Here is a 13,544-nt window from a genome sequence, read left to right on the forward strand (position 1 = left end):
CGAAAACGCCCGGAGATCGTTCCCCGGGCGTTCAATATTCAAGCCTTATCAGTCAGTTCAGCGAACGAGAATGTTCTTGAACTGCCAGGGATCCTTGGTGTCGAGATCTTCCGGGAACAGGCCCGGACGGCCGTCGAGCGGGGTCCAGTCGGTATAATGGCCTTCAACCGGGCCGAGATACGGTGTCTGCACTTCGAGGCAACGCTTGTAGTCGATCTCGTCGGCTTCGACGATACCGGCATTCGGGTTTTCCAGCGCCCAGACCATACCCGAGAGAACGGCCGAGGTTACCTGCAGGCCGGTCGCGTTCTGATACGGCGCGATGCGGCGGGTTTCTTCCAGCGACAGGCGCGAACCGAACCAGTAGGCGTTCTTGTCGTGGCCATAGAGCAGCACGCCGAGTTCGTCGATGCCATCGACCAGCTCATGCTCGTCGAGAACGTGGTGGACCGGCTGGGCGTTGCCGCCATTGCCGAACATTTCATGCAGCGACAGGACGGCGTCATTGGCCGGATGATAGGCGTAATGGCAGGTCGGGCGGAACGTCACGTCGCCGTCCTTGTCCTTCACCGTGAAATAGTCGGCGATCGAAATCGACTCGTTGTGGGTGACGAGGAAGCCATATTGCGGGCCGGGCGTCGGGCACCAGGTGCGGACGCGGGTGTTGGCGCCCGGCTGTTCCAGATAGATGGCCGCCTGGCAGCCCTTCTTGTGCTTCTTGGCGTTCTTCGGCATCCAGTTTTCGTGCGTGCCCCAGCCGAGTTCGGCAGGCTGCAGGCCTTCGGAAATGAAGCCTTCGACCGACCAGGTGTTCCAGAAGACGTTGAGCGGCTTAGGGTTCTTGGTCAGCTGCGTATCGCGCTCGGCAATATGAATGCCCTTGACGCCGGTCTTCTTCATCAGCTTGGCCCAGCCTTCGCGGTCATGCTGGTCGGGCTCGTCGAACTTGATGTCGAGATCGTTGGCAAGGTTCACCAGAGCCTGCTTGACGAACCAGGAGACCATGCCTGGGTTGGCGCCGCAGGTGGATACGGCTGTCGCGCCGCCTGGGTTCTTGGCCTTTTCCTTGCGCAGGGTTTCGCGCAGCGCATAGTTGGTGCGCTCGGAGTTCTTCATGTTCTTGTCGAAATAGAAGCCCAGCCAAGGCTCGATAACCGTGTCGATATAGAGCACGTCGAGCTTGCGGCAGAGTTTCATCAGATCGACCGAGCCGGTATCGACCGACAGATTGACGCAGAAGCCCTGGCCGCCGCCTTCGGTGAGAAGCGGCTTCAAGAGGTCCTTGTAGTTGTCCTTGGTGACATATTCCTTGATGTGGCGGACGCCATGCTTGGCAAGGATTTCCATGTCGCCTGCGTCTTCGCGCGGGTCGATGACAACCATCCGGCTCTTGTCGAACTTAAAGTGGCGCTCGATCAGGGGCAGGGTGCCGCGGCCGATGGAGCCAAAGCCGATCATGACGATCGGGCCGGTGATTTCGCCGTGAATCGGGTAGGTTGTTTCTGCCATTTCGTTTTGTCTCCTGCGGACGGGTTCGTCTGGTGTGAACGGCATATAATGCCTGTCTTTCACTTGAAAGGCCCTAGAGCATAGATTTCTGTCACAATAAAGGGTGACACGGCAACTCGGCCGGTTTGTAGCATGCGGCCGATGACAGGTTTGTGGATGGCGGGAGAGGCGGTTCTCAATCCGTCTTCGTGATTTGCTGAGACCAGTGCTTCACAGTTCCGGCCATCGTCTTCAGGTGGTCGGCGGCCGAGAAGCCGGAGATCGTCTTGCGCGGTTTCAGGTCGTGATCGCCGTCTTCCAGCCAGAGAATGCGGATGTTGCCGGAGAGTGCGTAGCTTGCAACTTCCTCGCGCGTTCCGAATTCGTCGCGGGTTCCCTGGCAGATGAGCGTGGGCGTTTTCAGCTCCGCCAGATGCTGCGTGCGCAGGCTTTCAGGCTTGCCCGGCGGATGAAAGGGATAGCCGAGGCAGAGCAGGCCGGCGATCTCTCCCCGCGACAAAAGGTCATCGGCCACCATGCTGGCAACGCGGCCGCCCATCGACTTGCCGCCGATGATCAAAGGTCCGGTTGCACCGAGTGCGGCAATGGCTGCCAGATATTCGGGGATCAGCTTTTCTGCTTTTGGCGGCGGTTTGCGTGCGCCGGAAGCGCGGCGGGCGGCCATGTAGCCGAACTCGAAGCGGACGACGCGAAATCCTTCGGTGACAAGGGCCCCCGTGGCTGCATTCATCGACGCGGAATCCATCGGGGCACCGGCGCCATGGGCGAGAAGGATTGTTATCGCCGCGTTGGCCGCGCCGTCGATGAGAAAGTTCTGTTCCATGGCGAAGCCTGCGTCTGATTGCCGGGATGGCCGTTATGCCAAGAACAGCTTCCGACGGAAAGCAGCCTGACCGGCATTTTCCTATTTGGGCGCGGCCTGATCCGGATGGGCCGCGGCAAAGGCGGGCAGTGCGGCACATCGCTCGGCAATGGCCACCGTGCGTGCGCAGTCCGTCAGATCGACATTCCAGCGCCGGGCATTGTAGAGCTGCGGCACGAGGCAGAGATCGGCCATGCCCGGCCTGTCACCATGACAGAAGGTGCCGGTTGCCGGGTGATCGAGCAGGCGTTCGAAGGCGGTGAGACCTTCGCCGATGAACTTGCGCATCCAGGCCGCGCGTGCCGCCTCCGGATCGCTCGCCTGCTGCATGACATGGGCGACGATGCCGAGATTGCAGGTGGGATGGATGTCCATGGCAATGACATAGGAGAGGGCGCGGACGCGGTGGCGGCCCAGCGGATCGGCGGGCAGGAAGGGCGTGTCCGGCCGCGTTTCCGCCAGATATTCGATGATGGCAAGCGACTGCGTCAGCATATGGCCATCGATCTCAACAGCTGGAACCAGACCCTGCGGATTGCGGGCGAGATGCTCCGGCTGCTTGTGCTGCCCGCTCAACAAATCGACGGGCACGGAGCTGTAGGGAATATCCAGCATGTTGAGCGCAATCCGCACCCGGTAGCTGGCGGAAGAGCGCCAGTAGTCGAAGAGAACCGGAGAGGTCATCAGGATTGCCTCGCGCCGGGTTGATATTTCGCCACCGTCTGCTCGATCGCGCCAAAGATCGAATGCCCGGTCTTGTCCTTCATTTCGATCCGCACGGTGTCGCCGAAATGCAGGAACGGCGTGGTGGGCGCGCCTGCCTCGATGGTTTCGATGGTGCGGATTTCGGCGATGCAGGAATAGCCAGCGCCACCTTGCGATACAGGTTTGCCCGGCCCGCCGTCGAGCTTGTTGGAAACGGTGCCCGAGCCGATGATGGTTCCGGCGCAAAGCGGCCGGGTTTTGGCCGCATGGGCAACCAGTTCACCAAAATCGAAGGTCATGTCGATACCGGCATTGGCGCGGCCGAAGGGGTTTCCGTTGAGATCGACGAGAAGCGGCAGATGCAGCTTGCCGGCATCCCAGGCGTCGCCCAGGTCTTCCGGCGTGACCGCAACAGGTGAAAAGGCAGAGGAGGGCTTGGACTGGAAGAAGCCGAAACCCTTGGCGAGTTCAGCCGGGATGAGGCCGCGCAGGGAGACATCGTTGACCAGCATGATCAGGCGGATAGCAGCCCTGGCAGCCTCGGGTGTTGCGCCCATCAGCACGTCATCGGTGATGACGGCTATCTCTGCCTCCATGTCGATCCCATAGGCCTCGTCCGCCATCACGATCGGATCGCGGGGGGCAAGAAACGCGTCGGAGCCGCCCTGATACATCAAGGGCTCGGTCCAGAAGGAGGCGGGCATTTCGGCGTTGCGGGCCTTGCGCACCAGTTCGACGTGATTGACATAGGCCGACCCATCCGCCCACTGATAGGCCCGCGGCAGGGGAGAGGCGGCTTCGTGTTCATGGAAGCGCTGCGAAGGCTGAGTGCCGGTTTCCAGACCGTCCGCGACCTCGCCAAGGCGCGGGCCGGCATGGGCCCAGTCGTCCAGAGCCGCCTGTAGTGTGCGGGCGATATGGCCGACTTCGGAACAACGGGTCAGATCCCGGGACACGACGACCAGGCGGCCATCGCGGGTGGAGTCCTTGAGTGTGGCAAGCTTCATGTTGGTTCCCGTTCTTTATCTATGCGCCGCCTTGCCCCTCACGATTTAATTGCGGCCTTGCCCCTAGCCCTCTCCCCGCAGACGGGGAGAGGGGACGATGGAGCTTGCCGCTTCTCCCTTCTCCCGGCCTGCGGGGAGAAGGTGCCCGACAGGGCGGATGAGGGGCCTTTGTCGTTGGGCTTCACCGGATCCCCGGCGTGCCGTCGAATTTCCGCTCCAAGCCGTCCCAGCATTCGAGATAATCGTCCTGCAGCGTTTCCAGTTCGGCGGCATAGCGGGTGAGTTGCTGCGGGTAGCGCGTCTCGAACATGAAGGCCATGGTATGGTCGAGCTTCACGGGCTTCAGTTCGCTGTTGGAGGCTTTCTCGAAGCCGGGTGCGTCCGGTCCGTGTGGCAGCATCATATTGTGCAGGCTCATACCGCCGGGCACGAAACCCTCTTCCTTGGCGTCATATTGGCCATGGATCAGACCCATGAATTCGCTCATGATATTGCGGTGGTACCAGGGCGGGCGAAACGTGTGTTCGGCCACCAGCCAGCGCGGCGGAAAGATGACGAAATCGACATTGGCGGTGCCGGCCTCCTCCGTCGGTGCCGTCAGCACCGTGAAGATCGACGGGTCGGGATGATCGAACAGGATCGCGCCGACCGGCGAAAACGTCCGCAGATCATATTTGAAGGGTGCGTAATTGCCGTGCCAGGCGATGACATCGAGCGGCGAATGGCCGATCTCGGTAACGTAGAACTTCCCGCACCATTTCACATGCACCCGGCAGGGCGTTTCCTTGTCCTCGTAGGCGGCCACCGGCGTCTTGAAATCGCGCGGATTGGCAAGGCAGTTGGCGCCGATCGGGCCGCGATCCGGCAGGGTGAATTTAGCGCCGTAATTCTCGCAGATATATCCCCGCCAGACTGAGCCTTCGCCAAGCCGCGAGACCTTGAACATCATGCCGCGCGGGACGAGGCAGATCTCCGACGGTCCGACATCCATGATCCCCATTTCGGTGAAGACGCGGATGGCGCCGAGCTGCGGCACGATCAAAAGTTCGCCATCGGCATCGAAGAAATAATCGTCGATCATGTCATCGTTGAAGATATAGGCATGGGCGGCCATGCCGACCTGGGTCATGACGTCGCCGGCGGCGGTCATGGTGCGGATGCCGGAAAGGAAATTGAGGCTTTCCGCCGGTTCCGGGATCGGGCTCCAGCGCAATTGTCCAAGTGGCAGGGAGTGATCGTCGAGACAGGGCGCCGATTTCCAGAACGGGTAGCTGGCATTGGAGAAACGGCGCGTGTGGCGTACGCTCGGCCGGATGCGGTAGAGCCAGGAGCGCTCGTTTGTGCCGCGCGGCGCGGTGAAGGGGGAACCAGACAGCTGTTCGGCATATAGGCCGTAATTGCATTTCTGCGGGCTGTTCTGGCCTTGGGGCAGGGCGCCGGGAAGAGATTCCGTTTCGAAGTCATTGCCGAAGCCGGGCATATATTGCGGGCTGTTGACCATCGCATCGGCAGCATCAGTCCGGGTTTTTTCCAGCATCGCTTGATCCTCCTCCGTGAATATGGTTACAAATGTAACTGTCAATTTTGTAACTATCAAGGAAGCCATGAAGGAACCGATGAACCCCGAGAATGTCTTCGCCGATTTCGATCTCGAGCAGTTCCTGCCGTTCCGCCTCAATCGTGCGGCGGAGTTCGTCGCTTTGCGCTTTGCTGCGGCTTACAAGGCCGAATACGGGCTGACGCGGCCCGAATGGCGCACATTGGCAGCGTTGGGGGCGGCGCTTGGAAGCTCCGGCCGGATGACGGCGACGGAGGTCGGGGCCCATTCCACCATGCACAAGACGAAGGTCAGCCGCGCCGTGTTTGCGCTGGAAGAACGCCGCTGGCTGAAGCGGACGCAGGACGAGGACGATCGCCGCGCCGAGCATCTGGAACTGACGCCCGCCGGCATCAGGGCCTACCGGGACCTGACGCGGCTGGCGCGTGATTATTCGGCCGAACTCTCACATCTGTTGGGGCAGGATGGTTTGCAGGCCCTGTCCTCCGGGCTCACCGCCGTTGAAAAAGCCATGCCGAAGAAACCGCGTTAGGATTTTGCGCGCTGGCGCACCGGAAGCCCCTCGAAATCCTTCAGCGTTGCCAGCACAATCGACGTTTTCACATGCTGCACGCTGTCATGCGGCAACAGCACGTCGTTGACGAAATGGGCAAGGCCGGCAAGATCGGGTGTCACGACCTTGAGGTGATAATCCATCTCGCCGGTCAGCGCATAACATTCCAGCACCTCCGGCAGATCGGCGATCAGGGCTGCAAAACGCTTGGCATTGTCGCGGTTATGGGTGGCCAGCGTCACGGCAATGACGATCAGCAGGTCCAGCCCCAGCCGACCGCGGTCCAGCATGGCCCGGTAGGTCTGGATGAACCCTTCGGCCTCCAGCCGCGCCCGCCGCCGCGAGCATTGCGAGGGCGATAAGGCGATCCTTTCGGAGAGTTCGTTGTTGGTCAGCCGGCCATCACTCTGCAATTGCGAAAGGATCTTCAGGTCATATCCGTCGAGCTGTCCCATCTGTGCGCAAATCCTCAATATTTCGCATGAATCATGCATAGATTTCGCCTTAATGCGCAAGAATGCAAGCACAATGCACGGAATCTCCGTCATCATGGCCCAAATTCTGACATTCAGAGGAGAGAACGATGGGCCCCTTCCCGCATGATACGCCGCCGACCGGCATTACTGTTGACAACCCGGCCGGTACCGATGGTTTCGAGTTTGTCGAATTCGCCCATCCGGAGCCCGAAAAGCTGCGCGAGCTTTTCACCCGCATGGGCTATTCCTGCGTTGCCAAGCATCGCAGCAAGGATATTAGCGTCTGGCGCCAGGGCGATATCAACTACATCCTGAATGCCGAGCCCGGCAGCCATGCCATGCGTTTCGTGGAGGATCACGGTCCTTGCGCGCCATCCATGGCCTGGCGTGTTTCGGATGCGAAACATGCGTTCGATCATGCCGTTTCCAAAGGTGCCATGCCCTATACCGGCAAGGACAAGGCGCTCGACGTTCCCGCTATCGTCGGCATTGGCGGTTCGCTGCTCTATTTCATCGACACTTACGGCAGCAAGGGTTCGCCCTATGAGGCGGAATTCGAGTGGCTGGGCGCGCGCGATCCGAAGCCTGAGGGCGTCGGCTTTTATTATCTCGATCACCTCACCCATAATGTCTATCGCGGCAACATGGATACGTGGTGGGATTTCTACCGCGAACTGTTCGGCTTCAAGCAGATCCATTTCTTCAATATAGACGGGCGCATCACGGGTCTCACAAGCCGGGCGATCACCTCCGCCTGCGGCAAGATCCGCATCCCGCTGAACGAGTCCAAGGACGATACGAGCCAGATCGAGGAATACCTACGCAAATACAAGGGCGAGGGCATCCAGCATATCGCCGTTGGCACTGATGGCATCTACGAGGCGACCGACAGGCTGGCCGCCAATGACCTGAAGTTCATGCCGGGACCGCCGGAAACCTATTACGACCTGTCGCATGACCGGGTAAATGGGCATGACGAGCCTATCGAGAAGATGAAGAAGCACGGTATCCTGATCGACGGCGAGGGCGTGGTGGATGGCGGCATGACCCGCATCCTGCTGCAAATCTTCTCAAAGACCGTGATCGGGCCGATCTTCTTCGAATTCATCCAGCGCAAGGGTGATGAAGGTTTTGGCGAAGGCAATTTTCGCGCTCTGTTCGAATCGATCGAGGCCGACCAGATTCGCCGAGGCGTTTTGAAACCGGCCGCCGCCGCCGAGTAATCCCTGGCGTCAATCGCCACCTCTGTAGAAGCCCCGCCAGGTGCAAACCGGCGGGGTTTTTTGTGTTTGCGGGCCGGGTTTTCGCGTGGCCTGACACCCCGTCCTGTTGTCACAGTATTCTGATGTTTATGTTCCATTTTGAGACGCGGGCATATATTTCATTGAGCATAACAATCTCCGGCTGCGGGGAATTCGTACAATCGGCATTATTCTGGCGTGCTGACCGCTATGGCTGGTATCATGGATGTGGTGATACGGAATCAATGCGATGGATGACTTACAGGCGAGACTGGCGTCCTTGCGGGATGAGACTGCGGTTTTCATCGCGCTTTACGATCAGCGGGATCGCCTGCGCTACGCGAACCGGGCTTTTCGCGCAGCTTTCGCGCTCGATGAGGCGGAGACGCCGCTCTGGGCGGATTTGATGCGGCGGAATCATGCGCTTGGCCGGGGCACCGTCATCAGCGTGCCGGATTTCGAAGCCTGGGTCGTCTCGGCGCAGTCGCGGCGCGGCAAGATGCCGTTTCGCGCATTCGAGACCGATCTGGTCGATGGCCGCTGGCTCTGGATGACCGAAAGCGTCGATCGCAGCGGCTGGATGCTGTGCATCGCCAATGACATCACCCATCTGCGCGCCGACGAAAGGACATTACGGCAGGATCGCGATTTTGCGCTGAAGGCATCGCAGACCGACGAACTCACCGGCATCTCCAACCGCCGTTACATGATGGCGCAACTGGAGGCGATGATCCGCAGCCAGCCAGCGGGCGGTCCCGTCAGCGGCTGCATTTCCATTCTCGATATCGACTTCTTCAAGGGCATCAACGATCTCTATGGCCACCAGACAGGCGACGAGATCCTGCTCGACTTTGCCCGCCGGGTCCACCCGGTCGTGCGGCGCCATGATTGTTTCGGCCGCATCGGCGGCGAGGAGTTCATGCTGATCTTTCCGCAGACAACGCTTGCCGAGGGGGAGTGGATCATCGACCAGGTGCTGGAAACGGTGCGCACGGCACGTCCGCTTTTGTCGGCCCCGCTGTTTTCCTATACCTGCTCGGCCGGCATTGCCGCCCTGCGGCCGGGCGAGACCGCAAAGGAAATCTATTCGCGCGCCGATGCCGCCCTTTACGATGCCAAGCATTCCGGCCGCGACCGCATGGCGGTTGGCGCCCGCTGATCTCTACTCTGTCAGTCCTTCAAGGCCATCAGCCGTCCGGGTTACTGTGACCTCGGTGATCTCGGTATCTGCGACGCCATGGATGGTAAACGGGTCCGCCGCCACGATCGCCTCGATTTCGGCCCGTGTGCCGCGTGCGAAGATCACCCCGCCGGTGCGCGGGTTCTTGCGTCCGGATGCGAGGAAAATGCCTCTGTCATAGCCGTCTTTCACCCAGTCCATATGGGGTTCGATATGGCGGTCGACTTCGGACAATCGGGCTGTATAGGTCAGTGATAGGATGAACATGATCAGTCCTTCATCAGGAGTTTGGCGCGGATCAGCCCGCGCAGCGAATTGCCCATATAGAGTGTGCCGGTCTTCAGATCGGCCAGGGTCAGGCGCTGGACGCGGGCGCGACGGGCGCAGATCAGCTCGGTGCGCAGCACGCCCGCCAAAAGGCCGCAGGCGACCGGCGGTGTTTTGAGCATCCCCGAGCCGTCATCGAGAAAGATCGAGGTGATCGTGCCCTCGCAGGGTTCGCCCGTCTCATTGAGCAACAGCACCTCATCGGCATCGGCCGCCGGATATTCGGCGCGCGCTGCCTCGTAAATTTCGCGCCTTGTGGTCTTGTGGCGCAAAAGCCTGTTGTTGGAATCGAGCCGGGCTGCGGCGATCGCGACGCGCCAGATTGTATCGGGCGGCAGCGGCGCGAACGGCGCGGTGGTGATGGCGATTTCGCCGGCGGGGCTGAGGGTCAGGCGGACGCGAAGGGGCCCCGGCAGTTGTTCTCTCTTCTCCCCTGCGGGGAGAAGGTGGCCCGAAGGGCCGGATGAGGGGGGGCGGCTGGTGCTGAATGTGCCGGACGGCCCCCTCATCGCCTCGCTTTGCTCGGCACTTCTCCCCGCTGGGGAGAAGAGGGAGCGCGCGGGATGTATGTCCCCCAGCACCTCCGACAGCTTTTCCGCAGCCCGATCCGCGCCTAAAAATCCCAGCCGTCCCGCCGAACGTGTCAGCCGGGCCAGATGCAGCCGCAGGCGGACGATGCCTTTTTCAGGCTCCCATCGCATCGTTTCGATCAGCGAGAAATCGCTCATCGGTCGATCCAGGTATCGCCGACGGCGAAGCGGGCTTTGAGCAGGCATTCCTCATATTCGGCTTCGGCGGTGGAATCAAAAACGATGCCGCCGCCGACATTGAAGATGGCTTCGCCTTCCGGAAAGAGTGACAGCGTGCGGATGGCGACGTTGAAGCGCATTGTCCCGTCAGGCGCGATGAAGCCGATCGAGCCGCAATAGGCATCGCGCGGCCCGTCTTCGAGATCATGAAGAATGTCCATCGCCCGCATTTTGGGCGCGCCGGTGACGGAACCGCAGGGGAACAGCGCTTCGAAAATCTGGGTGATGCCGATATCGGGCAGCAATTTTGCCCGCACATGGCTGACCATCTGGTGCACGGTCGGATAGGTTTCGATATCGAAGAGTTTGGGCACATCGAGCGTGCCAACCTCCGTGATGCGGGAAATGTCGTTGCGCAGCAGATCGACGATCATGCGGTTTTCGGCCTGGGATTTCGGATCCTCCCGCATTTCGCGGATCAGGTCCTGGTCTTCCGCAGGCGTTGCGCCGCGCCGGGCCGTGCCTTTCATTGGGTGCGTTTCGATCCAGCCGTCCTGATCCACCCGGAAAAACAGTTCGGGCGAGCGCGACAGAAGGGTGGGACCGCCAAGCGAGACCAGCGCGCCATATTTCACTGGTTGCCGCTCGATCAGCGACCAGAAGGCAGCCAGCGGATCGCCGTTCCAGCGGGCGTTGACCTGCATGGTCAGGTTCGCCTGGTAACAATCGCCCTGCCGCAGATGCTGGTGCAGCCGGTCGAAACGCTGCTTATAGGTCTCAAAATTCCAGCTTGCGCGGGGCTCGGTGATAAAAGGCTCGTTCTCGATGCGGCGCTGGGGCTCTGCCAGTGCGTGGCCGTCGGCCGGGCCATCGAACACGCCGAACGCCATCAGCGGCGTGCGGCGGTTTTCCTGCGCGAAGGGGGTAAGCTTTTCTTCAAAGAGGTGACCCGCTTCATAGCTCATGAAACCGGCCAGCCATTTGCCTTGCCCGTGGGCGGCTTCCATGTCCTTCAGGCCGGACCAGAACTGCGCCTTCGTGTGGGCGGTGATGATGCGCAACGGCTCGGCAAAGACGGTCGTCCTGTCTTCGCTGTCGTCCCGGAACAGGACATAGGGGCCGGTGTCGATCATGCGGCTCACGCTTGTGTCCGCGTGGATCCTCGGGTCGAGCCCGAGGATGACAGAGAATGGGGGAGACGGCGGACATGGGTTTGCCGGCCGCAGAGTGGACGTGACTTTGCAGCCAGCCGAGCCCACGGATCGTCATCCCCGGGCTTGACCCGGGGATCCATACGGGCATCCGCAAAGCTCGCTGTCATCGTCCGTTCCTGCTCAAGTCTATGCCTGTCTATCAAGCACTTCCAACTCGTCGATCAGTCCTTCCAGCATCGACAGGCCCTGTGCCCAGAACGACGGATCGGTGGCGTCGAGGCCAAAGGGTGCGAGAAGCTCGGAGTGATGCTTGGTGCCACCCGCCTTCAGGAGCTCGAAATATTTCTGCTGAAAGCCGGTTTCGGCCTTTTGATAGACGGCGTAGAGCGAGTTGACCAGGCAATCGCCGAAGGCATAGGCATAGACGTAGAAGGGCGAATGGATGAAGTGGGGGATATAGGCCCAGTAGGTCTCGTAGCCCTCGGAAATCCGGATGGCCGGACCGAGGCTTTCTTCCTGAACCGACAGCCACAACTGGCCGATATCGTCGGCAGTTAGCTCGCCATTCTTTCGGGCGGTGTGCACCTTGCGCTCGAATTCGTAAAAGGCGATCTGGCGCACGACCGTGTTGATCATGTCCTCGACCTTCTGGGCAAGCATGGCCTTGCGTTCACGCTTGTCCTTCGTCTTGTCGAGCAGGGCCCGGAAAGTCAGCATTTCGCCGAAGACGGAGGCGGTTTCAGCCAGGGTCAGCGGCGTCGAGGCCATCAGCGCACCCTGGCCGCCGGCCAGAACCTGATGCACGCCATGGCCGAGCTCATGGGCGAGCGTCATCACGTCGCGCGGCTTGCCCATATAATTAACCAGCACGTAAGGATGCGCGGACGGCACCGTCGGATGTGCAAAGGCGCCCGGCGCCTTGCCGGGACGCACCGGCGCATCGATCCAGCCGCCATCGAAAAAGCGCCGGGCGATATCGGCCATTTCCGGCTGGAAGCCCGCATAGGCGGATAGAACCGTTTCCTTGGCTTCGCTCCATGGGATCAGCGTCGCCGGCGTTTCCGGCAGCGGCGCGTTGCGGTCCCAGAATTCCATCTGTTCCATGCCGAGCCACTTGGCCTTCATCGCATAATAGCGGTGCGACAGCCGCGGATAGGCATCCTTCACGGCTGCAGCCAGCGCATCGACCACGTCGCGTTCGACACGGTTGGCCAGGTGGCGGCTGTCGGCGATATCGGTAAAGCCGCGCCAGCGATCGGAGATGTCCTTGTCTTTGGCGAGCGTGTTGGTGATCAGCGTGAAGGTGCGGATATTGTCCTTGAAGGTCTTGGCCAGTGCAGCTGCCGCCTTCTTGCGGATCTCCGGATCGGCTTCCTGCAGCATGCTCAGCGTCACTTCGAGCGGCAGCGTCTCCCCATCGACCTTAAAGGTCAGCGCCGCCATGGTTTCATCGAACAGCCGGTTGAAGGCGCTGGCGCCGGTCATCGATTTTTCGAGGAAGAGCTGCTCGATCTTGTCATCCAGCTGGTAGGGCTTGTCCATGCGCAGATCAACGAGCCACGGCTTGTAATGGGCTGCAAGCGTGTCGGTTTCGAGCGCTCTGTCGATGACGGCGTCGTCGATGCGGTTGAGTTCCAGCGCAAAGAACAGGAGATGGCTCGCCATATCCGTGAGCTTCGCCTGGGCATCGCCATAGAGCTTGCCGTTGGCCGGATTGGACGTGTCGGAAAAATAGGTGAGGCCGGCGAAGGAGCCGATCTTGCCCATCAGATCTTCGAGCACTTCATATTCGCGCACCGCCGCGCCGATGCCCGCGTCTCCTTTAAGCGCTGCTGCATCCGACAGCTTGCCCTTCCATTTGGCCTCGAAGGCCTTGGCGAGCGTGTCCGCCTTTTCCAGGTCGCCGAGATATTCCGCAGAGCTTGCCGAGGGGTAGAGATCCTCCAGTTTCCAGGTGGGCAGATCGCCCAATTCCACCGCATTCGCGCCACCGGACGAGGCGGAAAGGGCGATGCGTGACGATGTCTGGAAGGCAGAGAAATGAGGCATGGGCGGTCACTCTATTTGTCGATGCCGGCCCGGTTTCGGGCGGCGAAGCAGAGGTCGGATATGGGTCCATGACCTAACGTCGGCAATGGATAAAATGCAAGCATTTCTCAAAAGAGGATTTTCAGGCCTTTCTGACAGGAATGTTTCTCACGATACGGCACATGACGTGGCGAT

The 13,544-nt window shown here is 60.7% G+C and carries 13 protein-coding genes; 3 read left to right on the forward strand and 10 right to left on the reverse strand.

The window, feature by feature from the left end; all coding sequences use genetic code 11:
- Window positions 1-57: 57 nt before the first annotated feature.
- The 5 genes from PYR65_RS05700 to hmgA form a co-directional block, all read right to left on the reverse strand.
- A complete protein-coding gene (locus PYR65_RS05700; RefSeq protein ID WP_276120257.1) occupies window positions 58-1,509 on the reverse strand; it encodes a homospermidine synthase in 1,452 nt (483 codons plus the stop codon).
- A gap of 175 nt (window positions 1,510-1,684) precedes the next feature.
- A complete protein-coding gene (locus PYR65_RS05705) occupies window positions 1,685-2,332 on the reverse strand; it encodes an alpha/beta hydrolase family protein (protein ID WP_276120258.1) in 648 nt (215 codons plus the stop codon).
- 81 nt (window positions 2,333-2,413) lie between these two features.
- The gene (gene maiA, locus PYR65_RS05710) at window positions 2,414-3,055 is read right to left on the reverse strand and encodes a maleylacetoacetate isomerase (protein WP_276120259.1); all 642 of its coding nucleotides are present in this window, start codon (window positions 3,053-3,055) and stop codon (window positions 2,414-2,416) included.
- Window positions 3,055-4,083 carry a fumarylacetoacetate hydrolase family protein gene (locus PYR65_RS05715; protein ID WP_276120260.1) on the reverse strand — a complete coding sequence of 343 codons (1,029 nt, stop codon included), beginning with the start codon at window positions 4,081-4,083 and terminating at the stop codon, window positions 3,055-3,057. The genes maiA and PYR65_RS05715 overlap by 1 nt, the downstream gene beginning before the upstream one ends.
- A gap of 181 nt (window positions 4,084-4,264) precedes the next feature.
- Complete coding sequence (gene hmgA, locus PYR65_RS05720; RefSeq protein ID WP_276120261.1) at window positions 4,265-5,620, reverse strand: homogentisate 1,2-dioxygenase; 1,356 nt, start codon at window positions 5,618-5,620, stop codon at window positions 4,265-4,267.
- Between the two features lie 67 nt (window positions 5,621-5,687).
- Here hmgA and PYR65_RS05725 point away from each other — a divergent pair, with 67 nt between their 5' ends.
- On the forward strand, window positions 5,688-6,173 hold the full coding sequence (locus PYR65_RS05725) for a MarR family winged helix-turn-helix transcriptional regulator (protein ID WP_276120262.1): 486 nt from the start codon (window positions 5,688-5,690) through the stop codon (window positions 6,171-6,173).
- Here PYR65_RS05725 and PYR65_RS05730 read toward each other — a convergent pair.
- Window positions 6,170-6,649, reverse strand: coding sequence for an Lrp/AsnC family transcriptional regulator (locus PYR65_RS05730; RefSeq protein WP_276120263.1), 480 nt, complete (start codon window positions 6,647-6,649; stop codon window positions 6,170-6,172). The two genes, PYR65_RS05725 and PYR65_RS05730, sit on opposite strands and share 4 nt — an antisense overlap.
- A gap of 128 nt (window positions 6,650-6,777) precedes the next feature.
- On the opposite strand from PYR65_RS05730, the gene hppD reads away from it, so the two are divergent.
- Together hppD and PYR65_RS05740 are read left to right on the forward strand one after the other, a co-directional pair.
- Window positions 6,778-7,893 carry a 4-hydroxyphenylpyruvate dioxygenase gene (gene hppD, locus PYR65_RS05735; RefSeq protein WP_276120264.1) on the forward strand — a complete coding sequence of 372 codons (1,116 nt, stop codon included), beginning with the start codon at window positions 6,778-6,780 and terminating at the stop codon, window positions 7,891-7,893.
- 268 nt (window positions 7,894-8,161) lie between these two features.
- Window positions 8,162-9,070, forward strand: coding sequence for a GGDEF domain-containing protein (locus PYR65_RS05740; protein ID WP_060639355.1), 909 nt, complete (start codon window positions 8,162-8,164; stop codon window positions 9,068-9,070).
- Between the two features lie 3 nt (window positions 9,071-9,073).
- Here the strand turns inward: PYR65_RS05740 and PYR65_RS05745 are convergent, their stop codons facing one another.
- The 4 genes from PYR65_RS05745 to PYR65_RS05760 form a co-directional block, all read right to left on the reverse strand.
- On the reverse strand, window positions 9,074-9,358 hold the full coding sequence (locus PYR65_RS05745) for a YciI family protein (protein ID WP_276120265.1): 285 nt from the start codon (window positions 9,356-9,358) through the stop codon (window positions 9,074-9,076).
- Between the two features lie 2 nt (window positions 9,359-9,360).
- The gene (locus PYR65_RS05750) at window positions 9,361-10,146 is read right to left on the reverse strand and encodes an aminotransferase class IV family protein (protein WP_276120266.1); all 786 of its coding nucleotides are present in this window, start codon (window positions 10,144-10,146) and stop codon (window positions 9,361-9,363) included.
- Window positions 10,143-11,300, reverse strand: a complete 1,158-nt coding sequence (locus PYR65_RS05755; protein ID WP_276120979.1) for an aminodeoxychorismate synthase component I — start codon at window positions 11,298-11,300, stop codon at window positions 10,143-10,145. The genes PYR65_RS05750 and PYR65_RS05755 overlap by 4 nt, the downstream gene beginning before the upstream one ends.
- A gap of 207 nt (window positions 11,301-11,507) precedes the next feature.
- Entirely contained in the window at window positions 11,508-13,370 is a 1,863-nt protein-coding gene (locus PYR65_RS05760; RefSeq protein WP_276120267.1) for a M3 family oligoendopeptidase, read from the reverse strand.
- Window positions 13,371-13,544 lie beyond the last annotated feature (174 nt).

The sequence above is a fragment of the Pararhizobium qamdonense genome (genome assembly GCF_029277445.1).
Lineage (GTDB): Bacteria > Pseudomonadota > Alphaproteobacteria > Rhizobiales > Rhizobiaceae > Pararhizobium > Pararhizobium qamdonense.

What these genes read in the sequence shown, in the direction of transcription:
- PYR65_RS05700 (WP_276120257.1), bottom strand. Translation starts at nt 1,509, where the DNA reads ATGGCAGAAACAACCTACCCGATTCACGGCGAAATCACCGGCCCGATC.
- PYR65_RS05705 (WP_276120258.1), bottom strand. Translation starts at nt 2,332, where the DNA reads ATGGAACAGAACTTTCTCATCGACGGCGCGGCCAACGCGGCGATAACA.
- maiA (WP_276120259.1), bottom strand. Translation starts at nt 3,055, where the DNA reads ATGACCTCTCCGGTTCTCTTCGACTACTGGCGCTCTTCCGCCAGCTAC.
- PYR65_RS05715 (WP_276120260.1), bottom strand. Translation starts at nt 4,083, where the DNA reads ATGAAGCTTGCCACACTCAAGGACTCCACCCGCGATGGCCGCCTGGTC.
- hmgA (WP_276120261.1), bottom strand. Translation starts at nt 5,620, where the DNA reads ATGCTGGAAAAAACCCGGACTGATGCTGCCGATGCGATGGTCAACAGC.
- PYR65_RS05725 (WP_276120262.1), top strand. Translation starts at nt 5,688, where the DNA reads ATGAAGGAACCGATGAACCCCGAGAATGTCTTCGCCGATTTCGATCTC.
- PYR65_RS05730 (WP_276120263.1), bottom strand. Translation starts at nt 6,649, where the DNA reads ATGGGACAGCTCGACGGATATGACCTGAAGATCCTTTCGCAATTGCAG.
- hppD (WP_276120264.1), top strand. Translation starts at nt 6,778, where the DNA reads ATGGGCCCCTTCCCGCATGATACGCCGCCGACCGGCATTACTGTTGAC.
- PYR65_RS05740 (WP_060639355.1), top strand. Translation starts at nt 8,162, where the DNA reads ATGGATGACTTACAGGCGAGACTGGCGTCCTTGCGGGATGAGACTGCG.
- PYR65_RS05745 (WP_276120265.1), bottom strand. Translation starts at nt 9,358, where the DNA reads ATGTTCATCCTATCACTGACCTATACAGCCCGATTGTCCGAAGTCGAC.
- PYR65_RS05750 (WP_276120266.1), bottom strand. Translation starts at nt 10,146, where the DNA reads ATGAGCGATTTCTCGCTGATCGAAACGATGCGATGGGAGCCTGAAAAA.
- PYR65_RS05755 (WP_276120979.1), bottom strand. Translation starts at nt 11,300, where the DNA reads ATGATCGACACCGGCCCCTATGTCCTGTTCCGGGACGACAGCGAAGAC.
- PYR65_RS05760 (WP_276120267.1), bottom strand. Translation starts at nt 13,370, where the DNA reads ATGCCTCATTTCTCTGCCTTCCAGACATCGTCACGCATCGCCCTTTCC.